The sequence below is a fragment of the Pseudomonas sp. R3-41 genome (assembly GCF_054161485.1).
In genome coordinates, this window is record NZ_CP096421.1 from 520,958 (window position 1) to 545,272 (window position 24,315).

The 24,315-nt window shown below is 60.9% G+C and carries 20 protein-coding genes, 1 pseudogene and 1 riboswitch; of the genes and pseudogenes, 10 read left to right on the forward strand and 11 right to left on the reverse strand.

All coding sequences use genetic code 11. The features are described from left to right. Nucleotides 1–324: 324 nt before the first annotated feature. From M1D99_RS02355 to M1D99_RS02365, 3 genes are all read left to right on the forward strand, one after another. Nucleotides 325–486, forward strand: coding sequence for a hypothetical protein (locus tag M1D99_RS02355; RefSeq protein WP_434573799.1), 162 nt, complete (start codon nt 325–327; stop codon nt 484–486). A 239-nt stretch (nt 487–725) separates the two neighbouring features. Beyond that, a complete protein-coding gene (locus tag M1D99_RS02360; RefSeq protein ID WP_434573801.1) occupies nt 726–1,277 on the forward strand; it encodes a cytochrome b in 552 nt (183 codons plus the stop codon). A 32-nt stretch (nt 1,278–1,309) separates the two neighbouring features. Next, nucleotides 1,310–1,891 (forward strand): YceI family protein, encoded by a 582-nt coding sequence (locus M1D99_RS02365; protein ID WP_186707081.1) that lies wholly within the window; start codon nt 1,310–1,312, stop codon nt 1,889–1,891. Between the two features lie 253 nt (nt 1,892–2,144). On the opposite strand, the gene M1D99_RS02370 is transcribed toward M1D99_RS02365, so the two are convergent. The 4 genes from M1D99_RS02370 to ahcY all read right to left on the reverse strand — a co-directional run bounded on the left by M1D99_RS02370 (nt 2,145) and on the right by ahcY (nt 7,697). Next, nucleotides 2,145–4,013 (reverse strand): DEAD/DEAH box helicase, encoded by a 1,869-nt coding sequence (locus M1D99_RS02370; protein ID WP_186729204.1) that lies wholly within the window; start codon nt 4,011–4,013, stop codon nt 2,145–2,147. A 261-nt stretch (nt 4,014–4,274) separates the two neighbouring features. Further along, nucleotides 4,275–5,054 carry a substrate-binding periplasmic protein gene (locus M1D99_RS02375; RefSeq protein ID WP_186729202.1) on the reverse strand — a complete coding sequence of 260 codons (780 nt, stop codon included), beginning with the start codon at nt 5,052–5,054 and terminating at the stop codon, nt 4,275–4,277. 199 nt (nt 5,055–5,253) lie between these two features. Continuing rightward, nucleotides 5,254–6,099: a methylenetetrahydrofolate reductase [NAD(P)H] gene (metF, locus tag M1D99_RS02380; protein WP_186707084.1), complete on the reverse strand. Its 846-nt coding sequence runs from the start codon at nt 6,097–6,099 to the stop codon at nt 5,254–5,256. Between the two features lie 188 nt (nt 6,100–6,287). Then, on the reverse strand, nt 6,288–7,697 hold the full coding sequence (ahcY, locus tag M1D99_RS02385) for an adenosylhomocysteinase (RefSeq protein ID WP_434573804.1): 1,410 nt from the start codon (nt 7,695–7,697) through the stop codon (nt 6,288–6,290). Nucleotides 7,698–7,720: 23 nt separating this feature from the next. Next, a riboswitch (S-adenosyl-L-homocysteine riboswitch) is annotated at nt 7,721–7,827 on the reverse strand. Between the two features lie 192 nt (nt 7,828–8,019). Between ahcY and M1D99_RS02390 the strand changes: the two genes are divergently transcribed. Beyond that, on the forward strand, nt 8,020–8,421 hold the full coding sequence (locus M1D99_RS02390; protein ID WP_072346269.1) for an acyl-CoA thioesterase: 402 nt from the start codon (nt 8,020–8,022) through the stop codon (nt 8,419–8,421). A gap of 313 nt (nt 8,422–8,734) precedes the next feature. Then, nucleotides 8,735–9,616, forward strand: coding sequence for a formate/nitrite transporter family protein (locus tag M1D99_RS02395; protein ID WP_186729198.1), 882 nt, complete (start codon nt 8,735–8,737; stop codon nt 9,614–9,616). A gap of 4 nt (nt 9,617–9,620) precedes the next feature. Here M1D99_RS02395 and M1D99_RS02400 read toward each other — a convergent pair whose 3' ends face one another. Continuing rightward, nucleotides 9,621–11,564, reverse strand: a complete 1,944-nt coding sequence (locus tag M1D99_RS02400) for a patatin-like phospholipase family protein (RefSeq protein ID WP_458131335.1) — start codon at nt 11,562–11,564, stop codon at nt 9,621–9,623. Between the two features lie 239 nt (nt 11,565–11,803). Continuing rightward, nucleotides 11,804–12,964, reverse strand: coding sequence for an MFS transporter (locus tag M1D99_RS02405; protein ID WP_458131336.1), 1,161 nt, complete (start codon nt 12,962–12,964; stop codon nt 11,804–11,806). A gap of 302 nt (nt 12,965–13,266) precedes the next feature. Between M1D99_RS02405 and M1D99_RS02410 the strand changes: the two genes are divergently transcribed. After that, nucleotides 13,267–14,100, forward strand: coding sequence for an EamA family transporter (locus tag M1D99_RS02410; RefSeq protein ID WP_186707088.1), 834 nt, complete (start codon nt 13,267–13,269; stop codon nt 14,098–14,100). A 50-nt stretch (nt 14,101–14,150) separates the two neighbouring features. Further along, nucleotides 14,151–14,534, forward strand: a complete 384-nt coding sequence (locus M1D99_RS02415; RefSeq protein WP_186707089.1) for an MAPEG family protein — start codon at nt 14,151–14,153, stop codon at nt 14,532–14,534. A gap of 154 nt (nt 14,535–14,688) precedes the next feature. Here M1D99_RS02415 and mltA read toward each other — a convergent pair whose 3' ends face one another. Next, entirely contained in the window at nt 14,689–15,876 is a 1,188-nt protein-coding gene (mltA, locus tag M1D99_RS02420) for a murein transglycosylase A (RefSeq protein WP_434573811.1), read from the reverse strand. Nucleotides 15,877–16,001: 125 nt separating this feature from the next. Between mltA and M1D99_RS02425 the strand changes: the two genes are divergently transcribed. Further along, nucleotides 16,002–16,451, forward strand: a complete 450-nt coding sequence (locus M1D99_RS02425; RefSeq protein ID WP_186707091.1) for a c-type cytochrome — start codon at nt 16,002–16,004, stop codon at nt 16,449–16,451. Between the two features lie 88 nt (nt 16,452–16,539). On the opposite strand, the gene M1D99_RS02430 is transcribed toward M1D99_RS02425, so the two are convergent. Both M1D99_RS02430 and ligB read right to left on the reverse strand, forming a co-directional pair. Continuing rightward, nucleotides 16,540–16,935, reverse strand: coding sequence for a DUF1090 domain-containing protein (locus M1D99_RS02430; protein ID WP_186707092.1), 396 nt, complete (start codon nt 16,933–16,935; stop codon nt 16,540–16,542). A 90-nt stretch (nt 16,936–17,025) separates the two neighbouring features. Beyond that, a complete protein-coding gene (ligB, locus tag M1D99_RS02435) occupies nt 17,026–18,699 on the reverse strand; it encodes an NAD-dependent DNA ligase LigB (protein WP_458131337.1) in 1,674 nt (557 codons plus the stop codon). A 207-nt stretch (nt 18,700–18,906) separates the two neighbouring features. Here ligB and M1D99_RS02440 point away from each other — a divergent pair, with 207 nt between their 5' ends. Continuing rightward, nucleotides 18,907–19,527 (forward strand): LysE family translocator, encoded by a 621-nt coding sequence (locus M1D99_RS02440; RefSeq protein ID WP_186707094.1) that lies wholly within the window; start codon nt 18,907–18,909, stop codon nt 19,525–19,527. A 219-nt stretch (nt 19,528–19,746) separates the two neighbouring features. Here the strand turns inward: M1D99_RS02440 and metK are convergent, their stop codons facing one another. After that, nucleotides 19,747–20,937: a methionine adenosyltransferase gene (metK, locus tag M1D99_RS02445; protein ID WP_186729192.1), complete on the reverse strand. Its 1,191-nt coding sequence runs from the start codon at nt 20,935–20,937 to the stop codon at nt 19,747–19,749. A 19-nt stretch (nt 20,938–20,956) separates the two neighbouring features. Further along, nucleotides 20,957–21,951: pseudogene (locus tag M1D99_RS02450) on the reverse strand (ArsR/SmtB family transcription factor). Between the two features lie 270 nt (nt 21,952–22,221). Between M1D99_RS02450 and tkt the strand changes: the two are divergent. Beyond that, nucleotides 22,222–24,219 carry a transketolase gene (gene tkt, locus M1D99_RS02455; protein WP_186707097.1) on the forward strand — a complete coding sequence of 666 codons (1,998 nt, stop codon included), beginning with the start codon at nt 22,222–22,224 and terminating at the stop codon, nt 24,217–24,219. The last annotated feature ends 96 nt before the right edge of the window (nt 24,220–24,315 follow it).

The window sequence follows — 24,315 nt, forward strand, 5'->3', positions numbered from 1 at the left end:
GCAAACCTGTGGGAGCAAAGCTTGCTCGCGATTGCGGTAAGCCAGCCGACAACGATGTTGGCGACTCTGCCGCTATCGCGAGCAAGCTTTGCTCCCACAGGATTTATGCCGTTTGCTCCTAACTGATAGGCATCAGGCTCAAGGGCCGCATTTTTATTCAGCATCAGGCGCGCTGCTGCCACTCAAAGCCAGGCGTCGTGTAATGCTCGCTAACGTCCTACACGCCTCGACGATATATCGGAAACTTCCCACCCTTTAACCAGAAGCAGGTGATAGAGCGCACCAAGCCATGAGTCTAGGCTCCTCAAAAAAACAGGAGCGAGTATGAAAATACTATTAGCGATGGCCGTATTGGTTTCGTTGTATGGCTGTGTGTATGGTGATGACCATGAGCCTCTAATGACTCCGGTGATCCTCGAGCAAGACACTCAGTTGGCGTACAAATGCACCTTCGATCCCTATAACCCAAAATGCGCGGTGGACTAACAATCAAGGCTTTAGCTCGTGGCCGCTTTGGTAGGACTGAGCCTCGCGATTACGTCTTCCAGCCAAGCCGTTCTCTTGGCTGCCCCTCGCCATCACGCAGCGCATCCGCTTTAATCTTTCCTTAACGCTCCCCTCCCAGACTGATGATCGTATTTCTCGATATTTCAAAGCGAAATTTTCCGCTTTAAATCGATAGATAAGTCGCTAGTCTTGAGCGCAGTTTTTACAGGATATGAGCAATGCAGCTACGCAACTCTTCTTCTCGTTATGGTTGGGTCAGTATCGCTGTGCACTGGGCCGTTGCCCTGGCGGTGTACGGGTTGTTCGCGCTGGGCCTGTGGATGGTCGGCCTGGATTACTACAGCACCTGGCGCAAAGACGCACCGGACCTGCACAAGAGCATTGGCCTGGTGCTGCTGGCGGTCATGTTGCTGCGGGTGGTTTGGCGGTTTGTCAGCCCGCCGCCACCGACCCTGCAAACCTATGGCCGCCTGACCCGCGTCAGCGCCAAGCTTGGCCATAGCGCACTGTATCTCGGGTTGTTCGCCGTGATGATTGCCGGTTACCTGATTTCCACCGCAGACGGTGTCGGGATCCCGGTGTTTGGCCTGTTCGAAGTACCCGCGCTGGTGTCCGGACTGCCCGATCAGGCAGACGTCGCCGGCCAGATCCACTTCTACCTGGCATGGGCATTGGTAATTTTTTCCGGCCTTCATGCGTTGGCAGCATTGAAACACCACTTTATCGACCGTGACGCGACCCTCAAGCGAATGCTGGGGCGCGAAGCCTGATGTTCAACCTCGACTCCAAAGGAATAGAAAGCATGTTGAAAAAGACGCTCGCCGCCCTGGCAATCGGTTCTGCCCTGCTGTCCGCCGGCCAGGCCATGGCTGCCGACTACGTGGTCGACAAGGAAGGCCAGCACGCCTTCGTCGACTTCAAGATCAGCCACCTGGGCTATAGCTACATCACCGGTACCTTCAAGGACATCGACGGCAAGTTCAGCTTCGACGCCGCCAAGCCTGAAGCCAGCAAGATCGAGTTCAACGTCAACACCGCCAGCGTGTTCACCAATCACGCCGAGCGTGACAAGCACATCGCCAGCGCTGACTTCTTGAATGCCAGCAAATTCGGCAAGGCCACGTTCGTGTCCACCAGCGTCAAGTCCACCGGCGAAAACACGGCCGATGTGACCGGTGACCTGACCCTGCTGGGCGTGACCAAGCCGGTCGTGGTCAAGGCGACTTTCCTGGGCGAAGGCAAGGACCCATGGGGTGGCTACCGTGCCGGCTTCGAAGGCACCACTACCATCAAGCGTTCCGACTTCGGCAAGCAGAAAGACCTGGGGCCAAAATCCGACACGGTCGAACTGTACGTCTCGTTCGAAGGTGTCAAAGCGAAGTAACTTTCGCGCCTGACAAAAAAACGCCCCTGGTCTTGCGATCAGGGGCGTTTTTGTTGCCACATGTAATCTGACAAACAGCGCAGGATCCTTTGTGGGAGCGGGCTTGCTCGCGAATGCGGTGGGTCAGTCGATAAAGTATTGCCTGATAGACCGCATTCGCGAGCAAGCCCGCTCCCACATTTGGAACTGTGTTGGGGCCAAAAAAATGCCCCAGGTCGTGAGACATGGGGCATTTTTCAAGGCATGGAAAAACTCAGCGATTGCGTGTCAGCAAGGCCGGTTTTTCGCCCCGCGGACGGCTTGGCAACTGGTCCAATTGCTCAGGCGTCGGGAAACGATCGGCTTTCGATTCCTTGTGCATGATCTTCGGTTGGTTGCCGCGCGGGTTCTGCACGGCGGGTTCCTGGCGAGGCTGGTCGTCACGGGCCGGGCGGCGCGGGCGGGTGTCGTCGCGGCGGGCCTGGCCGTCACGGGGGGCACCGTTGCGTGGACCGTTGCGCTTGGCCGGTGGCGTGCCGGTGGACGAGCCGTTGCTGTTGCGCGGACCGTTCTGGCGACCTTGTGGCGTGCCGGTGCGCGGAGCGCCTGCACCGGCGCCCTGTGCCGGGGCACCTGGGCGGCGACCGCGGCCTTGGGCCGGTTTCTGCTGCGGCACGTAGTCGACGCGGTTACCGAAGTTATCCACATCGTCATCCAGGAACTCGTCCGGAGCACGATCGGCTGCGGCACGCGGTGCTGGGCGCTGCTGTTCACGGGCCGGAGTGCCTTCGCGAGGCTTTTGCTCGCGGGCAGGGCGTTCGCCGCGGCCATTGCTGTTGCTGGCCGATTTTTCCTTGCCCTTGTCCTTGCCTTTGTCTTTGCGACCGCCGCCGCCACCGCCGCCATTCGGACCGTCGCCGCGTGGGCCACGGGCGTTGCGCGGATTGCGCACGTCCGGACGTTCGCGCACTTCAGGCTTCTCGGCCTCGATGGTGCTGGCATCAAAGCCCATCAGGTCGCCGTCGGCGATTTTCTGCTTGGTCATGCGCTCGATGCTTTTGAGCAGTTTTTCTTCGTCCGGCGCGACCAGGGAAATCGCCTCGCCGGAACGACCGGCCCGGCCGGTACGGCCGATACGGTGCACGTAATCTTCATCGACGTTAGGCAGCTCGAAGTTGACCACGTGGGGCAACTGGTCGATGTCCAGGCCACGGGCCGCGATGTCGGTGGCCACGAGGATGCGCACTTCGCCGGCCTTGAAATCGGCCAGGGCCTTGGTGCGAGCGTTCTGGCTCTTGTTGCCATGGATTGCCACGGCCGGTAGGCCATGTTTGTCCAGGTACTCGGCCAGGCGGTTGGCGCCGTGCTTGGTGCGGGTGAAGACCAGGACCTGTTCCCAGGCGCCGGCGGTAATCAGGTGCGCCAGCAGGGCACGCTTGTGGCTGGCCGCCAGGCGGAACACGCGCTGCTCGATCCGCTCGACCGTGGTGTTCGGCGGCGTGACTTCGATGCGCTCCGGGTTGTGCAGCAGCTTGCCGGCCAGGTCGGTGATGTCCTTGGAGAACGTAGCCGAAAACAGCAGGTTCTGGCGCTTGGCAGGCAGGCGGGCGAGGACTTTCTTCACGTCATGGACAAAGCCCATGTCGAGCATGCGGTCGGCTTCGTCCAGCACGAGGATTTCGACGTGGGACAAATCGACGCTGCCCTGGCCGGCCAGGTCCAGCAGGCGACCGGGGCAGGCCACCAGTACATCGACGCCACGGGACATGGCCTGGACCTGGGGGTTCATGCCAACGCCGCCAAAAATGCAGGCGCTGACGAACTTCAGGTCGCGAGCATAGATCTTGAAGCTCTCGTGTACCTGGGCCGCCAGTTCGCGGGTGGGGGTCAGGACCAGTACGCGCGGTTGGCGCGGGCCATGACGCTGGGATTTGTCTGGGTGACCGTTAGGAAACAACCGCTCCAGGATCGGAAGGGCGAAACCGCCGGTTTTGCCAGTACCTGTCTGCGCCGCGACCATCAGGTCGCGACCTTGCAACACGGCGGGAATGGCCCGCTGTTGCACCGGGGTAGGCTGGGTATAGCCGGCGGCTTCGATGGCGCCGACTAAAGCCTCGGAGAGACCGAGGGAAGCAAAGGACATGAGTAATCCTGTTTTAGTGAGGGCCTGGCCCAATGGGATAGTCTTGCCGGGCGCGAATGACGTTCAACCAAAAGACGTCATCCCGTCCGGTCCTGCCGGGCCTCGAAGGCGGGTCCGGACAAGGCTCGCGCGGGCTGTAGGCTGCGCTGTAGCGGTGTCGGGATGCCTTTTGCAAGACCGGGCGTCCGGGCGTGAGCCTGGCGGGAAGGCCGGAGTATAACAGAGCAAACGCCGCGCGCCGCTTTCCTGCTGCTCAACGGTTTATTTCAGCACTGGACTGGCTGGGTGAGTGGTCTTCGCCAGGGGGCCGGCGCCATAGCGGGCGCTCAGTTCGGCATAGGCCGGTTCGCGCTTGAAACGCTTGAGTTCGGCACCGAAGCGTTGCACCAGCAAATCCATGCCGGCGTTGCGCCGTACCGCCAGGTATTGGCTTTGACGGCTCACCACCATAGGGTTTTCGGTGATCTGGTCGCCCAGTTGCATTTGTTCGAGCACATGCCGACCGACCCTGCGGTCGGTGATAAGCAGGTCGATCCTACCCAGTTGCAACTTACCGAAGTTGGCTTCGTGGGTGGGCGCCGCTTCACGTTTGAACCGGGGCGACTCACTGAAGGCCTGGCTGTACAGGTAGCCGGGCGAGGTACCAACCGTCAGGCCGGCCAGGTCATCGAGCGTGCGAAATGGGTGGGGCCGGGCGTTGGCGTAGAACATCACAAATTCCACGTCCGACAGCGGTTCGCTGGGATAAAGCAGCGTCGCATCGCGTTCATTGCTGTGGAAAATGTCCAGCGCGCCGTCCGCCAACCCCTGTTCGAGCATCGCCAGGCAACGCTTCCAGGGCAGGAACTGCCATTCCACGTCGATGCCCAGGCGCTTGAACACAATCGCCGTGGCTTCGTAGTCCAGGCCGAGCATCTTGCCGTTCTCTTCGTAGACATACGGGGCCCAGGGCTCGGTGACAATGCGCAACTTCTCGGCCTGAGCGGTCATGCTCAGGCACAAGAGAAAAAAGGAGGTCAGCAGCTGGACAATGACGGGCATGGCCTGAGGTTACGACGAGAACTCATCAAATAGCTAGAGCGCTCTGGCCTGCGCCTTGGTTGCCTTTTGCTTGCCTTTGGTGCTCATTGAGGCCTCGTGGCATTCATCCGATGCGAACGCATTTGCTTGAGGCTGAGGAACTGAATGGAAAAGGCCTTGGTTTTCGCCAAGGCCTCTTTGTACAACCGCATCAAGTCATTCAACGCGGCAGCTTGAGGTTGTTCCATACCGCGAGGCTGGGCTCGGCCTGGTTAAGGGTATAGAAATGCAGCCCCGGTGCGCCGCCTTGCAACAAACGTTCGCACATTTGCGTGATGACGTCCTCGCCGAAGCGTTGGATGCTCGAGGAATCGTCGCCATAGGCTTCCAGCTGCTTGCGGATCCAGCGTGGGATTTCAGCACCGCAGGCGTCGGAGAAACGCGCCAGCTTGCTGTAGTTGGTGATTGGCATGATGCCCGGCACGACCGGAATATCGACGCCCAGCTTGCGGATACGTTCGACAAAGTAGAAGTAACTGTCGGCGTTAAAGAAGTATTGGGTAATCGCGCTGTTGGCGCCGGCATTGGCCTTGCGGACGAAATTGTTGAGATCGTCTTCAAAGTTACGCGCTTGCGGGTGCATCTCCGGGTACGCAGCCACTTCAATGTGGAAGTGATCGCCGGTTTCTTCTCGGATGAAGTTCACCAATTCGTTGGCGTGGCGCAGCTCGCCGCTGGCCATGCCCATGCCCGACGGCAGGTCGCCACGCAGAGCAACGATGCGCTTGATGCCAGCGGCCTTGTACTGGGTCAACAGGCTGCGCAGGTCGTCCTTGCTGTCGCCGACGCAGGACAGGTGCGGAGCGGCCGGGACTTTGACTTCGCCTTCGAGCTGCAACACGGTGTTCAGGGTGCGGTCACGGGTCGAGCCGCCGGCGCCATAGGTGCAGGAGAAGAAGTCGGGGTTGTAGCGGGCCAACTGACGGGCAGTGGCGATCAGTTTTTCATGCCCAGCATCGGTCTTCGTCGGGAAGAACTCGAAGCTGTAGCGACGGTCTTGGGACATGGTCATATCCTTGGAAACTCGTAAGCCTGGACGCCTTGCGCATCACAATATGGGAGCGGGCTGTGTGGGAGCAAAGCTTGCTCGCGATCCAGGCGCTGCGGTCCTCGAGAGACCGCGGCGTTTTCATCGCGGGCAAGCCTTGCTCCCACACAGCCCGCTCCCACAGGGAGAGCAGGCAATAGCGCCGATCAGTAGCGGTAAGCGTGCGGCTTGAACGGGCCTTCGACGGTGACGCCGATGTAGTCAGCCTGTTGCTTGGTCAGCTTGGTGACCACGCCGCCGAAGCCGCGGACCATTTCCAGGGCCACTTCTTCGTCGAGTTTCTTCGGCAACACTTCCACGGTCAGGCGCTCGGCTTTCTGGGCCGGCGACAGGTCGGCGTATTTCTGGCCGAACAGGAAGATCTGGGCCAGGACCTGGTTGGCGAACGAGCCGTCCATGATGCGGCTTGGGTGACCGGTGGCATTGCCCAGGTTCACCAGGCGGCCTTCGGCCAACAGGATCAGGTAGTCATCGTTCTGTGGATCGAAGCTGCCAGTGCCGGTGCGGTGCACCTTGTGGACCTGCGGCTTGACTTCTTCCCATGCCCAGTTCTTGCGCATGAAGGCGGTGTCGATTTCATTGTCGAAGTGGCCGATGTTGCAGACCACGGCGCGCTTCTTCAGGGCCTTGAGCATGTTGGCATCGCAGACATTGACGTTGCCGGTGGTGGTCACGATCAGGTCGATCTTGCCCAGCAGAGCCTTGTCGATGCTGCCCTCGGTGCCGTCGTTGATCCCGTCGATGAACGGCGAAACCAGCTCGAAACCGTCCATGCAGGCTTGCATGGCGCAGATCGGGTCGACTTCGGAGACCTTGACGATCATGCCTTCCTGGCGCAGGGACTGGGCCGAACCCTTGCCCACGTCACCGTAGCCGATCACCAGCGCCTGCTTGCCGGACAGCAAGTGGTCGGTGCCGCGCTTGATGGCGTCGTTGAGGCTGTGACGGCAGCCGTACTTGTTGTCGTTCTTGCTCTTGGTCACCGAGTCGTTGACGTTGATGGCCGGGATTTTCAGCTCGCCCTTGGCCAGCATGTCCAGCAGGCGGTGCACGCCGGTGGTGGTTTCTTCGGTCACGCCGTGGACCTTGTCCAGCACGGCCGGGTATTTCTTGTGCAGCAGCTCGGTCAGGTCGCCGCCGTCGTCGAGGATCATGTTGGTGTCCCATGGCTGGCCATCCTTGAGGATGGTCTGCTCCAGGCACCACTCGTACTCTTGCTCGGTCTCGCCTTTCCAGGCGAATACCGGGATGCCGGCGGCGGCGATGGCGGCAGCGGCCTGGTCCTGGGTCGAGAAGATGTTGCAGGACGACCAGCGCACTTCGGCACCCAGGGCAACCAGGGTTTCGATCAGCACGGCGGTCTGGATGGTCATGTGGATGCAGCCGAGGATTTTTGCGCCCTTCAATGGCTGTTCGCCAGAGTACTTGCGGCGCAGACCCATCAGGGCTGGCATTTCGGATTCGGCGATGATGATTTCGCGACGGCCCCAGGCAGCCAGGGACATGTCGGCGACTTTGTAGTCGGTAAAAGCAGCAGGCGTGATAACAGCGCTCATGAAGAGCCTCCATTCGTAATGTATGCGAATGGGCGCCGTTGTGCGTTTAGTGTCCGTGCGGGTAGCCCCGTACAAACAACGCCCCATCCGAGCCTGACAGGTCGAGCCTGCTGCAGCGCCCCTCGGACAGGTGGCGGGAACGGTCCAAAGCGTGGACCGAGGTAAAACGGTGGCGATTATAACGGGCTAATCGGATCTTCCAAAAGGGTTTCTGTCGGCAAATCGAAATTGCCGATGACCGTCATAGGGCCCACGACGTAGAGCCTGGCCGTGCGGTCTGCCATGATGCAGCAATCCAACGGCCAGACACTCAGGAGTGATCATGAATTTCCACACCCGCAAATGGGTCAAGCCCGAAGACCTCAACCCCAACGGCACGCTGTTCGGCGGTAGCCTGTTGCGCTGGATCGACGAGGAGGCGGCGATCTATGCCATCGTCCAGCTCGGCAACCAGCGCGTGGTCACCAAGTACATCTCGGAAATCAATTTCGTCAGCGCTTCGCGCCAGGGCGACATCATCGAGCTGGGTATCACCGCCACCGAGTTTGGCCGCACGTCCATCACCCTGACCTGCGAGGTGCGCAACAAAATCACCCGCAAGAGCATCCTGACCGTGGAGAAAATGGTCTTCGTCAACCTCGGCGAAGACGGCCTGCCTGCGCCTCATGGGCGGACGGAGATCAAGTACGTCAAGGATCAGTTCAAGGATGATGTCGTCGAGTGAGTTCGGCGGCGCTGCTATCGCGAGCAGGCTCGTACCCACAAGGGGCCCGGGTTGATCACCCGATTTGTGTTCCCCTTGTGGGAGCGGGCTTGCTCGCGAAGGCGGCTGCACATTCAGCCCGATGCAAGCTGACCCGGCGCTTTCGCGAGCGAGCCCGCTCCCACATTATTTGGGGGTGATCACGGGATTTGTGTTCACCGCCGTCCCCCTGTGGGAGCGAGCCTGCTCGCGATAGCGGTTTCAGGCTGAGGTAACTGAACAGCGCTGGACGCCGCGTGTCGTAGGTACATCACGCCACGGCTTCAGGAGCTGTATGGACACCCACAAAGAAGGCAAGACCCCGGACCTTTCGGCTCAGGAGCAGCACGAAGTCGACCGTAACCAGCCGCCGCGGGCGGCCGTGCTGCATGAAATCATCCGCACCCAAGGCAATCTGGAGCTGGAGCGTAGCGTCGCCGCGCTGTGGTGGTCGGCCCTGGCGGCCGGGCTGACCATGGGCCTGTCCCTGATGGCGATGGGCTTGCTCAATTCTCGATTACCGGATCACGAAGGCTTCAAGGTGATCGCCAGTTTCGGTTACTGCGCCGGCTTTCTCGCGGTGATTCTCGCGCGCCAGCAATTGTTCACCGAAAACACCCTGACCGCCGTGCTGCCGATCATGAGCAAGCCGACTTTGGGCAATTTCGGCCGATTGTTCCGGTTATGGGGCGTGGTGCTGGTGGGCAACCTGTGCGGCACCTTGTTGGTGGCCTATGTGATGTTGCACCTGCCGATTTTTGACCGGCGCACCGATCTGGCCTTCCTGGAGATCGGTCGCAAGGTCATGGAGAACGACACTGGCCAGATGTTCGCCAAGGGCATCATTTCCGGTTGGATGATCGCCACCATGGTGTGGATGATTCCGTCCATGGAGAGCGCCAAGATGTGGATCATCATCCTGATCACCTACCTCATGGCGCTCGGGGACTTCACCCACATCGTCGTCGGCTCGGCCGAAGTGTCCTACCTGGTCTTTGCCGGGCAATTGTCCTGGGAGGATTTCTGGATGGTGTTTGCCGGGCCGACGTTGGCAGGCAATATCGTCGGTGGAAGTTTTATCTTTGCGTTGATCAGCCATGCACAGATTCGCAGCGAAGTGGGCCCGCCGAAAGATAAGCACCCCGATAAGCCTGCGCAGCGCATTGACTCGGAGTAGGCGGTTATTTGAATTGCATGTTGCGCAGTGTATTGCGGGTTGTTGAATTCGGATTGGGCATTCCTGTGGCGCGTGATCTGTAGTTCGCGATGACCCCTTCGAGTGCTCCGTTGAACGCGTTCTTCTGGTCCTGTGAGTTGTTGATCTCTGGCACTTTCTGCAGTTTCTGGATGGCCTCGTCTATCAGATGAATGTTCGGATCGGGCTGGCCGAAGAGATAGCGCGCGGGATTCAGCACGTGTTGCGCGGCGTAACGGATGCGCGTGGCAATGTCCTGCAAGTGCATTTGCTCGACGGCGCGACGGGTCACCTTGGATGCGTTGGGCGCGCCTTTATCCCACTCGGCGGCGGCCTGCAGGAACTGCATGAAATCCGGGTCATTGCCATGATTGAGGCGTTTAGCCAGCCATTCCTGCCGGCCGGGTGTTGTTGCAAACTGATCGATTTGCCATATGGCAGTGGAAATTTGCGGGGTGGGTTTAAGTGGGAGGGACTCGCCTTGCGGGTTGGTGAGGTCGTTGGCCTTCTGGATCGCCAGCTTCAACAACGTCAATGCCGTTTTTGCCTCTTGTCTGAAGAAGATCACCTCGGCGCAGGCTTCGTCGCCTTCCAGTTCTGTCCTTAGCTGCTCGAATTCCTTGTCACCCAACGCCAACAGCGCATCCTCGATCGAGTCAAACAAAAAGGTTTGTCGAGTGGCGTTGTGCTCGTCCAGGTGGGTTTGGACTTTCTTGCGCAGTTCTTCCTGGAGATGATCCTTGATCTCCTTGGACATGCCGAAATTGACTGTCCCGCTCAGCAGGCCGCGGTAATCACCTTTATTGGATTTCAGCGGTACGACGACGGTCTGGTCGGCAAAGCGCCTCAGTTGATCGGCATTCCATACAGAGCTGGCCGTATGGGGTGCATTGAGAAAATTGTCCTTTAGGGCCGTGATGCCCGTGCCTCGCTGGTTTTCTGGATTCGTCTCTTGCGCCTCGAATACCAGGATCAAAGACTCGCTGTCCGGGATCGGGCTCATGGAGGTCGTCGGGTTATAGATGTCAGGTACCGGTGTGTTGTTCAGGATGCCGCCATCGGCACATGCCGTGGCTATGTCCATCGGTTGGAACGGTTGCCCTTGCAGGGTCGGTTTGCTGAACACCACCGGCAGCGACGCCGAAATGTGCGCGGCCACGGCAATGTCCATATCGGGGGTCGATTCCGCGCTGAAGACCACCAATTGTGTGCCTTCTTCGAACATGACGGTGCCGGTGATTTCCGCGGTCTTGATCTGTGGGATCTCTTTACTCAGGACGGCCAAGTCGGCGAAGGTGACGTATTGGTTCTTTTCCACATTGGCTACGGCTTGTTGCGCCTCTTTGGAAAGAGGTTCCGGGTGATCTTTGCAGCGTTGTAGAAGCGCCGCGCAGGACTCCTCTCGGATCAAATTCTCCAGCGGCATCCCCTTGGAGCCCAGGCGCGGCAACAGATCACACAGCAGTTGCGCCAGCGGAACGGTTTTGAGTTTTTCGCCCAGCTTCGACCATCCGTTCTGGAGTGTTCTAACAATTGTATGGGTGCTGTCGAGCAAGGACGTGAGGGGGATTGCGTCAAGGATCTCGTCAAAGCGAGCGTGACTCATGCCGTTGGCAAGCATGGCGGCCGATATGGCCCCCGCCGAGGAACCTGAAATCGTTCTGATATCGTTCATGACGCCGTTGGCTTCGAGGGCTTCGACAAGTCCGGAATAAGCCATCCCTTTGGCGCCACCGCCACTTAGCACCAGTTTCGTAATGGGAGGCCGATGCATGCTGAGTTGGACGCTACCGTCTTCCTTTCGAACGACAATGATCGATCGGTATGTCGCGTCGAATGCCAATAGGCAAGGGGCAGGGTGCGCTTGTTTTGCAAGCGGCTCTGTGCTTTCAAAAGGGCGAGAGGGGTGTTGCGAGATTGCGCTTAGCATTTGGTTCGTTCCTTGAACCGTGGGTGGAGGCCGACTTTAAGCAAAGTTCGCAGACGGATGGCGTTGTGTCTCAATTGGATAAACATCCGTCGGCGGCAACAGCGTCCGGCGGATATCAATGAAAAACCTCTGGAGCAAGGCTTCAGTTAGGTAGGTAAAACTGCCCGCGCGGATTAGGGGCAAAGTCTGATGCAAAGCGTCGCCCTTTCACTCACGAGCAGGACAGATTTCCCAGCCCCTCAAATAGCGACGGCCGCCAAGCGGCGCTGTCGATGGATAAAAAACAAGGCGGTCAATACCGTGAGGCCGCCGACAGCCGCCCCGGCCCACGGCAGATCCGCCAGGTCGGCACCGCTGGCGACCACCAATCCACCCATCCAGGCCCCGGCCGCGTTGCCGAGATTGAACGCGCTCTGATTCAACGTAGAGCCGAGGTTCGGTGCTTCGTGGGCCTGGTCGATGATCAGCAATTGCAGGATCGGGCACAGGGCGAAGGCGAAGACGCCCCACAGCACCAGCGTGATCGCCGCCGGGATCACCGACCGGCTGGTCTGGCTGAACGCGGCCAGCACCAGCACCACGGCCAAGGCCATGCCCACCAGCGCAGGCAGCAGGCGCCGGTCCGCCAGGCGTCCGCCAAGGAAGCTGCCCGCCGTCAGGCCGATGCCGAATAACAGCAGCATGACGGTGATGCCGTGGGGGCTGACACCGGTGATGTCCTGCAGGATCGGCGCGATGTAGGTGAACACGCTGAACAAACTGGTGGAGGCCAGCACGCTCATGCCCAGGGCGAGCAACACGTCGACCTTGCCCAGGACCTTGAATTCGCTGGCCAGGTTGGCCTTGTCCATGGGGATTTCCTTGGGCAGCCAGACCCATTGGGCAACGGCGGCGATCACGCCGATGATCGAGACCGCCCAGAAGGTCGAGCGCCAGCCGGCGTATTGACCCAGGGCCGTGCCCAACGGGACGCCCAGCACGTTGGCCAGGGTCAAGCCGGTGAACATCATGGCAATCGCCTGGGCCCGTTTGTTCGGCGCCACCAGCCCGGCCGCCACCACCGATCCAATGCCAAAGAACGCGCCGTGGCACAACGCAGTGATGACCCGGGCGGCCATCAGCGTGGTGTAGTTCGGCGCCAGGGCGCAGAGCACGTTGCCAAGGATAAACATCAGGGTCATGCCCAGCAGCGTGGCCTTGCGCGGCATGTTGGCGGTGCCGATCGCCAGGATCGGCGCGCCGAACACCACGCCCAGGGCGTAGCCGGTGATCAGCAGCCCGGCCTGGGGAATACTCACGGCCAGGTCCCGGGCGACATCGGGCAACAGGCCCATGATGACGAATTCAGTCGTGCCGATGCCAAAAGCGGCAACGGCCAAAGCAAGCAAGGCGAGTGGCATGCGCAAGGTCTCTGTCTGTAGTCTTGACGCCCGGATCAGGCATACGCATGCCGGCGCCCCGGTTCAAGTGAACGGGACAACAGCAAAATTATTGGTATTGGTGTATGCGCAACTGAGTGCGGCGTGATCGGTTTGCAGTATAAACGATAGCGAATCAATTCATGAGCCTTACTGGTGTAGGAGCTGACGAGTGCAACGAGGCTGCGATCTTTCCGCCGACAATTGAGTCTGAAGCGAAAGATCAAAAGATCGCAGCCTTCGGCAGCTCCTACGGGGCGGTGGGACAAGACAAGGAGCGTGCCGTGCTTGCGACGGCCTTGGTGTTGGTAGCGGCACTGTTGCATGCGGCATGGAATACGCTGATCAAGTTCAGTGGCGAGCGTTTGCTGGTGGTGGCATGCATGGACAGCGTCGCCCTGCTGTTCGTCGCGTTGGCCCTGGGTTTCGTGGCATGGCCGCCATTGGAAATCTGGCCGTGGATCCTGGCGTCGGCGGCGTTCGAGCTGTTGTACCGTTATTTGCTGATCCAGGCTTATCGGGTCGGTGACCTGGGGTTGGTCTATCCCCTGATGCGCGGCCTGTCGCCGCTGGTGGTGCTGGCCCTGACGTTTATTTTCGCCGGTGAAGCCCTGACGACCCAGCAGGTCATCGGTATCTTGCTGATCCCGTTCGGCATGCTTTGCCTGTTGTGGCAGGGCGGTGGCGGCGACCGGCTGCCTTGGTCGATGCTGCCGGTGGTGGCGCTGATCGGCCTGTGCATCGGCTGCTACACCTTTATCGACGGGCATGCTTTGCGGCGTTGGTCCCATCCGCTGGATTACCTGGTCTGGGTCACGCTGCTCAGCGCCTGGCCGTTCCCGTTACTGGCGCTGGTGGGCAAGCGGCCGGCGTTCATGCGGTTCTGGCGCGAACAGTGGCGACTGGGATTGGCGGTCGGGTTCTGCGTATTGTTCAGCTACGCTCTGGTGCTGTGGGCCATGCAACTGGGCTCGATCGCCGAAGCGGCGGCGCTGCGGGAGATCAGCGTGATCCTGGTTGTGCTCTTTGGCATGCGCTACCTTAAAGAACCTTTTGGCCGGCCACGGCTCTTAGCCTGCGGGCTGGTGCTGATTGGCATGCTGGTGATGAAATCCTGACCGGCGCCTGATGCTCGATTCTATATAAAACTCAAAAAGGAAAACGCGGTATGACGGTTGCCCTGTGGTGTGTGTTGATTGCTTTTCTCCTGCCTTACCTGTGTGTCGGGATCGCCAAGGCTGGTGGCAGATACCGGTTGCAGGATAACCATGACCCACGGGATTTTCTGGATTCCCTCGAAGGCGCGCCCCGACGTGCCTTCGCCGCGCAACTGAACAGCTTTGAAATCAGCCCGTTCTTTGCCGCCGCGGTGATCGTCGCTCACCTGGCCGGGAATGCCGAACTGGTTACCATCAACGTGTTGGCGGTGTTGTTCATCACCAGTCGCTTGCTCTACATCATTTGCTATCTGGCGGACTGGGCGATTCTGCGGTCTCTGGTGTGGTTCGTGGGGGTGGGGTTGGTCCTGAGTTTCTTCTTTGTTTCGGTCTGAGCCTGGTTCTTAAATCAAGGCGCCTGTACTGGCCTCTTCGCGAGCAAGCCCGCTCCCACATTTTATCTTCAGTGAATCACAACACTTGTGAGCACCCGAAATCCGTGTGGGAGCGGGCTTGCTCGCGAAAGGGCCCGCCCAGTGAACCCAGTCCTCAGGGATTGGCGGTTACTGCATTCGCCACCTGAGGCACTGACGGCAACGCCATGCCCTTGGGCCAGAGCATCCAGATCTGTCCCTGCTGCTTCATATCCCCCGCCAACTGTCCGGCCGCCTCGCCCGTGCCCCAGAACAGGTCCGCCCGCACTTCGCCGGTGATTGCACCGCCGGTGTCCTGGGCGGCGACGGGCCGGTTCAGGACGCTGCCGTCGGGGCGCGTAGTGGATAGCCACAACAGGCTGCCCAGTGGAATCACCTTGCGGTCCACCGCCACGCTGTAGCCGGCGGTCAGCGGCACATTCAGCGAACCTCGGGGGCCTTCATTGCTGTCGGGGTTGCGGTTGAAGAACACGTAGCTGGGGTTGCTGCCGAGCAATTCTGGAATGCGGTTCGGGTTGGCCTTGGCCCAGGCACTGATAGTGCCCATGGTCACGTCTTCCTTCTTCAGCTCACCCTGTTCGACCAGCCAGCGGCCGATGGGGCGGTAAGGGTGGCCGTTCTGGTCGGCATAACCGATGCGCAGTTGGCGGCCATCAGCGAGCTGAATGCGCCCTGAACCTTGGATTTGCAGGAACTGCAGGTTCATGGGGTCGGTCAGCCAGGCAATGACCGGTGCCTTCACCCCGTTGGTTTCGATGGTGGCTGCATCGTCGTACGGCTTGAGCACCCGGCCTTCGAGGCGTCCGCGCAGGCGTTTACCCTTGAGCTCAGGGTAGATGCTGTCCAGCGACACAATGATCATGTCTTCCGGCACGCCGTAAACCGGGATATTCGCCGTGGCGGTCTGGGTGAGGCTGCCGGGGTAGACCGGTTCGTAATAGCCGGTAATCAGGCCGTTGGGGCTGTTGTCTCCCGAGCGCAGGCCATAGACGTCCAGGTTTTGTTTCAGGAAACTGCGTACCGCCACAGCCGTCAGCGGCACGTTGGCCGCCGCCGCGCAGGTCGCGCCCCACACCGCGTCGGCCTTGAGCCGGGTGCATGCGCTACGCCAGGAACCGAAACCGGCCAGCAGGTCTGCATCGGACACCGTTGGCAACGCCTCCCAGGGGGCGCTGACGTAGGTGGCGAGCGCATGGGTCTGCGGTTCCTCGACCTTTTCACCGCGATTGCAACCGGCCAACAGGGCGATCAGCGGTAGGGTCAATGCCAGGCCTTTGTGCCAGGGCTTGATGCGGCTGTTCATGAAGATTTCCTTTGCAGCCATTCGAACACTGTCAGGTGCTCGAACAACCCGTATTGTTGATAGGGGCATTGGTCTTTACCGGTGATCCGAGGATACTAATCGCCGTTTCCTGCCCCGAGGCCAAGATGTTTGTAAAACGATTTTCCATGGCCATGCTGGCCTGTCTGATGTTGTCCGCCTGTGGCGGCGTCGATCCCAATTCTCCCCTGGGCCAGCGCAAGACGATCTTCAAGCAGATGCTCAAGACCAACGAGGAATTGGGCGGTATGTTGCGTGGCCGAGTACCGTTTGACGGCGTACGTTTCGCCGAGGGTGCGGCACAACTGGATCAATTGTCCCATGAGCCGTGGAAACATTTCCCGCAAGTACGCGAGCAAGACCACACCAGCGCCCGGGATGAAGTCTGGCAAAAACAGGCGCGCTTCCAGGAGTTGGCCCGCAACCTTGAAGCAGCCACCGGTGAGTTGGTGATCGTCAGCAAGGTCCAGCCCTACCGGGCCAGCAACCTGGGGCCCGCGGTGCAGAAGGTCGAGGATGCGTGCAGTGCCTGTCATAAAGAGTTTCGGGATTATTGATGGTGGAGCAGTTGCAAGCTTCAAGCTGAAAGCTGCAAGCGTGGCGCTTTGAACTTGCAGCTTGCAGCTAGAAACTTGCAGCTAGAACCTACTTATCCAACTCATCCACCGCTTCCTGCAGCTCCTTGCGGGAGGCCGCCAGCTTGTCCTTGCGTTTGTTGATCCGCTCGGCATCGCCTTTCTTCATGGCCTTTTCCAGGTCGGCCTGGCGCCGGCTGACCTCGTGCTTGGCATCGAGCACCTTGTTTTCCCGCTCCTTGCGCAAGGAAGCATCGGTGCAATGGGTGGTGACTTCGTTCAGGGCCGTTTCCAGGCCAGCCTGCTGATCCTGGTTGCCACGGGACTTGGCCAGTTCGATCTGGTTGATGATGCCCTGGCGCTTGGCCGCGCAACCGGTGAGTTCCGGGGTTTGCTCGTCCGCCATCAAAGGGGCGGCCATGGCGCTGCACAAGAGCAGCAGGGCAGCGGGGGACAGGAAATTCATAGCAACTCCGTAAAAAATCGCGAGCGGTCGGTGCAGATGCGCTGTTGGAACGCATGCTTGCCCCTTGGGTTCAACCGCACGGGCGTCGGATTAAAAACCGTCGACCCCGGCGGTGCGTAATTCGTCACTCAAGGCCAGTACCTGCGGGTCGCGAAAAAAGGCGCTCAATTGCGCGGCGCGTCCCGGTCCGATGCCGGCTTCGGCTTGCCATTGTTCGGTACTGCGTTCGGCCAGCTTCTGCCACGGCCCTTCCAGTCGTGCCTGACCGCTGGGCGGCAGGCCCAAGGCCTTGAGCCATTGTCCGAAAGGGCGTTGTCGGGCGCTGTCCAGGCTGGCGAGCAGGCGGACGCTACTGCGCTCGCCGAAGCCGCCAATGTTAGCAAGCTCGGCGGCGTCGAGGGTCAACCAATCCAGTAATCCGTTGAGTCGACCGGCAGCCAGGAGTTTTTCCCAGGTGCCGGGGCCGACATGGGGCAGGGCAAGCCCGTGCTTGCCGCTGAGCCAGTTCAGGCGTGCGAGGAATTGGCTTTCACAACCGGGCGTCGCTTGCCAGCAACTCAAGAAGTGATGATCGCTCGCCGTGGGGGCATTGACGTCCTGGCGTTCGAGGCTGCGCAGTACCACTTCGTCGAGGCGTGGGATGGTCAGCCCGGCCAGGCTGATGGCGACCCGGTCGCCGGGGCGGATGTCCATCTCCTCCCAGCGCTTGAGAGAGCTGACGCTCACCCGGCGAATCCACCGGTCGTCGAGCCGGATGCGTTCAAGCTCCAATACGGGGGTGATACGCCCGGTACGACCGACCTTGAAGTGCACCTTGCGCACTTCGGCCAAAGCCTGGGCATACGGGTATTTCCAGGCCACGCTCCAGAACGGCGCCCTGGCCTGCCAGCGGTCGGCAGGTGGGCGGCGGCTCTGGCGCAGAACGATTCCGTCGCTGGCGAAGGGCAACGGTGTGCGATACCAGTGGTCGCGCCACTGCTGGGCATCGGCCAATGCCCGGACGGGCTGGTGGTAGTCGCGGGTGTCGGCGAAACCCAACTTGTGCAGCGCGGCCATCCGCTCGGGCAGGGTGTCCGGTCCTTCAGGCCATTCCCATATAAACAGGCCGATATAGATTCCGTCTTGCACAGTCAGGCTATCGCGCGCCATTAAACCCGCCATGGTGCCGCGGGCGTTCACGCTGCCGCTGTTGGCTTGGACATGGTCCAGCAGCCGCCAGTACAGCTCGCCCTGGACGACCAGGTCTATGGGCTGGTGCAGTTGTTGCGGTATGGCGCCGATCTTGCGCGCATTTGTGGTCCAGTCATGCCCCTGGACACCATCGCCGCGGCTGATCGCCTGGTGCAGGCGGCCCTTGCGGTAAACCAGGGAGACCGCCACGCCATCGATTTTCGGCTGCGCCCAGACGTCCTCCCGACCCTGCAGCCAAGCCTCCACGGCGTCGGCGTCCTTGAGTTTTTCCAGGCCGGTATGGACGATGGGGTGTGGCACCTTTCCGCCCGCCGAGCGCAGGGGATCATCGGGCGCCGCGAGATGGAAGCAACCGCGCCATTGGCCCAACTGGTTGCGGGACTGGTCATAAAGTTCATCGGCCACCAGCGTCTGGCCGAGGCGGTGGTAACTGTCGTCCCAGGTGTCGATCTGCTGTTGCAGTGCGGCGATCTCGGCCTGGGCACGTTCAACAGGCCAGTCGGGACAGGGCGCAGCAACCGCGGGAATAGCGATGAAGACGAGACAGGCGAGGGCATGCAGGAACGGTGGCATCGAAGCATCCTTGCTTGGTTGAGTACCTCAAGGCTAGTCAGTGTCTTGATCGTTGCGAGGCCCGGAGCGTTACCGGATTTTGCGGCGTCTGATGGCTAAATCGCGGCGGTACAGTCCGACGCGATTTAGCCGCGCAACTGTCCCTTGAACCCCTCGATGACCGGTGCAGAATGAACCTTCGATCCGCCTCCGCCTGGAACGCTCGAAATGGACCTGTCGACCCTCGCTGTTTTCATTCCGGCCTGCTTTGCGCTGAACATGGCGCCAGGGCCGAACAACCTGCTCTCCATCAGTAACGCCTCGCGTTATGGCTTCGTCCGGGCGTGCGGCGGCGGTGTCGGTCGGTTGCTGGCGTTTGCAATCATGATCGCCCTGGCGGCGGTGGGGCTCACCGCTGTGCTGCACACCTCGGAGTTGCTGTTCCTGGGGATCAAGCTCGTCGGTGCCGGTTACCTGTTCTACCTGGCCGTGCAGTTGTGGCGGGCCCAGCCTGAGGCCGACAACGAAGCCGGGCTCGCCTCGATGAGCCGAGCCGGCCTGGCACGCCAGGAGTTCCTGGTGGCGATCGGGAATCCGAAGGCGATCCTGTTGTTTACTGCGTTCCTGCCGCAATTCGTCGACCGTACCGGCACCGTTACCCAACAATTCGCCGTGCTGGGTGGCTTGTTCCTGGTGCTGGAGTGCATCGCCATCGGGCTGTATTGCTACATGGGCATTTACGCACGGCGGCTGTTTGCCCGGCCCAGCGGTAAGCGCCTGTTTAACCGGATGTGTGCAGGGCTGCTCGCCAGCGCGGCTTCGTTTTTGCTGGTGGCACGGCGATCGTGAATATTGCGTTAAGTCTTTGTGGCGAGGGAGCTTGCTCCCGCTGGGGTGCGAAGCAGCCCCAATCAGTAGTCCGGGCAACTCAATACACCTGAGGGCTGAGGGGGGGCGCTTCGCGCCCCAGCGGGAGCAAGCTCCCTCGCCACAGTGTGTGGTGGTGAACCCAGGGCATGAAAAAGCCCCTGGCGACCGAGTCGCCAGGGGCTTTTTTACAGGCGGGTGTTACAGGCCGGCAGCGGCGCGCAGGGCGTCGGCGCGGTCGGTTTTTTCCCAGGTGAACGTGGTGAAGGTGTCGTCACCCACGGTCTTGGTCTGTGGCGTGCGACCGAAGTGGCCGTAGGCAGCAGTGTCCTGGTACATCGGGTGCAGCAGGTCGAGCATCTTGGTGATGGCGTACGGACGCAGGTCGAACACTTCACGGACCAGGTTGATGATCTTGTCATCGCCGATCTTGCCGGTGCCGAAGGTGTTCAGCGAGATCGACGTAGGCTGGGCCACGCCAATGGCGTAGGACACCTGGATCTCGCAACGCTCGGCCAGGCCGGCGGCTACGATGTTCTTGGCGACATAACGACCGGCGTAGGCGGCCGAACGGTCAACCTTGGAAGGGTCCTTGCCGGAGAACGCGCCGCCGCCGTGACGGGCCATGCCGCCGTAGCTGTCGACGATGATCTTGCGACCGGTCAGGCCGCAGTCGCCCACCGGGCCGCCGATGATGAACTGGCCGGTCGGGTTGATGTGGAACTGGGTGTCCTTGGACAGCAGCTCGGCAGGCAGCACGTGCTTGACGATCAGTTCCATCACGCCTTCGCGCAGGTCTTTGTAGGACACATCAGGGTTGTGCTGGGTCGACAGGACGACAGCGTCGATGCCAACCACCTTGCCGCCTTCGTAACGGCAGGTCACCTGGGACTTGGCGTCCGGACGCAACCACGGCAGCAGGCCGGATTTACGGGCCTCGGCCTGGCGCTGGACCAACTGGTGCGAGAACGTGATCGGGGCCGGCATCAGCACGTCGGTCTCGTTGCTGGCGTAGCCGAACATCAGGCCCTGGTCGCCGGCGCCCTGGTCTTCTGGCTTGGCCCGATCAACGCCCTGGTTGATGTCGGGGGACTGCTTGCCGATGATGTTCATCACGCCGCAGGTCGCGCCGTCGAAGCCGACGTCGGAGCTGTCGTAGCCAATGCCCAGGATGACGTCGCGGACGATCTGTTCCAGGTCGACCCAGGCCGAGGTGGTGACTTCGCCGGCGATGATCGCCACGCCCGTTTTCACCAGAGTCTCGCACGCCACGCGGGCGAACTTGTCTTCAGCAATGATGGCGTCCAGCACCGCATCAGAAATCTGGTCGGCGATTTTGTCCGGATGCCCTTCAGACACGGACTCGGAGGTGAAAAGGGAGTATTCGCTCATCTCGATGTTTTCCTACAAGTTACCGTTGGTGAGTGTCGCCAGTGGCCGCTGAAAGTGGCGAACCTGGATCTGGAAACCATTACGTAAGCCTATATAGAGGCTTTCCCCGGGCACGAGGCCCGCTGTGGTGGCCCAGCGGGCCAGGTCGTCTTGTTCAAAGCCGAGCCAGAGATCGCCGCAGGCTTCCCTGGCCCAACTCTGGTTGTGGCTGCATAACTCGGTCACCAGCAGGCTGCCGCCCGGTTGCAGCAGGCCGGCCATGTGCTTGAGTGCCTCGGCCGGCGCGGCGAAATGATGCAGCACCATATTCAATACAACGCAGTCAGCCTGCTTGTTCATGCCATCCAATGCATCGGCCAGTTGCAGGCGGACGTTAGCCAGGGCCTCGCGCTCACAGACCTGGCGCGCCAGTTCGAGCATGGCCGGGCTGTTGTCCAGCGCCGTCACTTGGCTGAAGCGTCGCGCCAGCTCCGGCAGGAACGCACCGTCGCCGGGGCCGACTTCGATCGCCGTGGCCGTGGGCTCGAAGCTCAATTTATCGAGCAGTGCCACGACGCTTTCGCGGTATTGCGGCAGTCCGGCGATCAGGTCTTGCTGGGCGCGAAACTTCTCGGCGACCCGTGCGAAGAAGTCCTGGCTGGCAGCGGCCCGTTGGCCGTGGACCTGGGCGATGCGAGCCTGTACGTCGCTCGGCAGGGCCAGCGCGTCCACTTCGTCCAGCAGCGCCGCGTGCAGCTTGCCGCCCAACAGGTCGGTGTGGGGTAGGGCGCGGCGATAGAAGATGGCGTTGCCTTCCCGGCGAGTCGCCACCAGGTCGGCCTGGGCCAGGACCTTGAGGTGATGGCTCATACCGGACTGACCGATGCCGAAGATCTGCGCCAGTTCCAGCACGCCGAACGAATCGTTGGCCAGGGCGCGCAAAACATTGAGCCGCAACGGATCGCCGCCGGCCTTGCAAAGGGCCGCCAGCTCATCGCAGTCGTCATGGCGAATGGTGGGCGCGGGTAAGTTCATGAGCGGCAGTCTAGTGAGGGGTTTGGATCGCCGCAAGGTCAATATCAAAAAGTTTTGATATTGGTGGATAAATGGCACCTCCCAACCCGTGCTTGACTCTACAACCCATCAGCGGAAAGGTTTCACCTGGCGAATGCGACTTTATCCACCGGAAAAACGCTCATGGATGACTATCTGTCATTGCCCCGGGGCGGGTGGGTGAGGGAAAATGCTCGCCTTTTTCAGTTTCGTTTTATTCATTCTCGATTCAATACCCGCAGGAGAACAGCGATGCCCAGCCGTCGTGAGCGTGCCAATGCCATTCGTGCCCTCAGCATGGATGCCGTGCAGAAAGCCAACAGCGGCCATCCCGGTGCCCCCATGGGTATGGCGGATATCGCCGAGGTGCTTTGGCGCGACTACCTCAAGCACAGCCCGAGCAACCCAGCCTTCGCCGACCGTGACCGTTTCGTACTGTCCAACGGTCACGGCTCTATGTTGATCTACTCGCTGCTGCACCTGACCGGCTATGACCTGTCGATCGATGACCTGAAGAACTTCCGCCAGTTGCATAGCCGCACCCCGGGCCACCCGGAATACGGCTACACCCCGGGCGTGGAAACCACCACTGGTCCATTGGGCCAGGGCCTGGCCAACGCCGTGGGTTTTGCCCTGGCGGAAAAAGTCCTGGCCGCGCAATTCAACCGCCCTGGTCATAACGTCGTCGATCACCACACCTACGTGTTCCTGGGCGATGGCTGCATGATGGAAGGCATTTCCCATGAAGTCGCCTCCTTGGCCGGCACCCTGGGCCTGGACAAGCTGATCGCGTTCTACGACGACAACGGCATCTCCATCGACGGCGAAGTCGAAGGCTGGTTTACCGACGACACCCCCAAGCGCTTCGAAGCCTACAACTGGCTGGTGATCCGCAACGTCGACGGTCACGATCCGGAAGAGATCAAGATCGCCATCGAGACGGCTCGCAAGAGCTCCCAGCCGACCCTGATCTGCTGCAAGACCACCATCGGTTTCGGCTCGCCGAACAAGCAGGGCAAGGAAGACTGCCACGGCGCGCCACTGGGCGCCGAGGAAATCGCCCTGACCCGCGCTGCGCTGAAGTGGAACCATGGCCCGTTCGAAATCCCGGCCGACATCTATGCCGAATGGGATGCCAAGGAAAAAGGCCGCGCCCTCGAAGCCGAGTGGGACCAGCGTTTCGCCGCCTATTCCGCCGAATTCCCTGAGCTGGCCAACGAGCTGGTGCGTCGCCTCAGCGGTGAGTTGCCGGCCGATTTCGCCGAAAAAGCCTCGGCGTACATCGCAGAAGTCGCCGCCAAGGGCGAAACCATTGCCAGCCGCAAGGCCAGCCAGAACACCCTGAACGCCTTCGGCCCGTTGCTGCCGGAACTGCTGGGCGGTTCGGCCGACCTGGCCGGTTCCAACCTGACCCTGTGGAAAGGCTGCAAAGGTGTCAGCGCCGAAGACGCCAGCGGCAACTACATGTACTACGGCGTTCGTGAGTTCGGCATGAGCGCGATCATGAACGGTGTCGCGCTGCACGGCGGCCTGGTGCCTTACGGCGCGACCTTCCTGATGTTCATGGAATACGCCCGCAACGCCGTGCGCATGTCGGCGTTGATGAAAAAACGCATCCTGTATGTGTTCACCCATGACTCCATCGGCTTGGGCGAAGACGGCCCGACGCACCAGCCGATCGAGCAACTGGCGAGCCTGCGTTGCACGCCGAACCTGGACACCTGGCGTCCTTGCGATGCCGTGGAATCGGCGGTGGCCTGGAAATACGCCCTCGAGCGTAACGACGGTCCGTCGGCACTGATCTTTTCGCGCCAGAACCTGCAGCACCAGAACCGCGGTGCCGACCAGATCGGCGACATCGCGCGCGGCGGCTACGTGCTCAAGGATTGCATTGGCGAGCCTGAGCTGATCCTGATTGCCACCGGTTCCGAAGTCGGCCTGGCCGTCCAGGCCTATGACAAGCTGACCGAGCAGGGCCGCAACGTACGCGTGGTGTCCATGCCGTGCACCAGCGTGTTCGACGCCCAGGATGCCGGTTACAAGCAAGCGGTATTGCCGCTACAGGTCAGCGCGCGGATCGCCATCGAGGCTGCCCATGCCGATTACTGGTACAAGTACGTGGGCCTGGAAGGCCGCGTGATCGGCATGACCACCTACGGCGAATCGGCACCTGCGCCGGCGCTGTTCGAGGAGTTTGGCTTCACCCTGGAAAACATCCTGGGTCAGGCGGAAGAGCTGCTGGAAGACTGATCCGAAAGTTGCGTCGTCTGGACTGCCGCCTTCGCGAGCAAGCCCGCTCCCACATTTGGAATGCAATCTCATGTGGGAGCGGGCTTGCTCGCGAAG

Bases quoted from the DNA above. Each gene is read 5' to 3' on its own strand.
- M1D99_RS02355 (WP_434573799.1), top strand. From the start codon at position 325: ATGAAAATACTATTAGCGATGGCCGTATTGGTTTCGTTGTATGGCTGT.
- M1D99_RS02360 (WP_434573801.1), top strand. From the start codon at position 726: ATGCAGCTACGCAACTCTTCTTCTCGTTATGGTTGGGTCAGTATCGCT.
- M1D99_RS02365 (WP_186707081.1), top strand. From the start codon at position 1,310: ATGTTGAAAAAGACGCTCGCCGCCCTGGCAATCGGTTCTGCCCTGCTG.
- M1D99_RS02370 (WP_186729204.1), bottom strand. From the start codon at position 4,013: ATGTCCTTTGCTTCCCTCGGTCTCTCCGAGGCTTTAGTCGGCGCCATC.
- M1D99_RS02375 (WP_186729202.1), bottom strand. From the start codon at position 5,054: ATGCCCGTCATTGTCCAGCTGCTGACCTCCTTTTTTCTCTTGTGCCTG.
- metF (WP_186707084.1), bottom strand. From the start codon at position 6,099: ATGTCCCAAGACCGTCGCTACAGCTTCGAGTTCTTCCCGACGAAGACC.
- ahcY (WP_434573804.1), bottom strand. From the start codon at position 7,697: ATGAGCGCTGTTATCACGCCTGCTGCTTTTACCGACTACAAAGTCGCC.
- M1D99_RS02390 (WP_072346269.1), top strand. From the start codon at position 8,020: ATGAATTTCCACACCCGCAAATGGGTCAAGCCCGAAGACCTCAACCCC.
- M1D99_RS02395 (WP_186729198.1), top strand. From the start codon at position 8,735: ATGGACACCCACAAAGAAGGCAAGACCCCGGACCTTTCGGCTCAGGAG.
- M1D99_RS02400 (WP_458131335.1), bottom strand. From the start codon at position 11,564: ATGCTAAGCGCAATCTCGCAACACCCCTCTCGCCCTTTTGAAAGCACA.
- M1D99_RS02405 (WP_458131336.1), bottom strand. From the start codon at position 12,964: ATGCCACTCGCCTTGCTTGCTTTGGCCGTTGCCGCTTTTGGCATCGGC.
- M1D99_RS02415 (WP_186707089.1), top strand. From the start codon at position 14,151: ATGACGGTTGCCCTGTGGTGTGTGTTGATTGCTTTTCTCCTGCCTTAC.
- mltA (WP_434573811.1), bottom strand. From the start codon at position 15,876: ATGAACAGCCGCATCAAGCCCTGGCACAAAGGCCTGGCATTGACCCTA.
- M1D99_RS02425 (WP_186707091.1), top strand. From the start codon at position 16,002: ATGTTTGTAAAACGATTTTCCATGGCCATGCTGGCCTGTCTGATGTTG.
- M1D99_RS02430 (WP_186707092.1), bottom strand. From the start codon at position 16,935: ATGAATTTCCTGTCCCCCGCTGCCCTGCTGCTCTTGTGCAGCGCCATG.
- ligB (WP_458131337.1), bottom strand. From the start codon at position 18,699: ATGCCACCGTTCCTGCATGCCCTCGCCTGTCTCGTCTTCATCGCTATT.
- M1D99_RS02440 (WP_186707094.1), top strand. From the start codon at position 18,907: ATGGACCTGTCGACCCTCGCTGTTTTCATTCCGGCCTGCTTTGCGCTG.
- metK (WP_186729192.1), bottom strand. From the start codon at position 20,937: ATGAGCGAATACTCCCTTTTCACCTCCGAGTCCGTGTCTGAAGGGCAT.
- tkt (WP_186707097.1), top strand. From the start codon at position 22,222: ATGCCCAGCCGTCGTGAGCGTGCCAATGCCATTCGTGCCCTCAGCATG.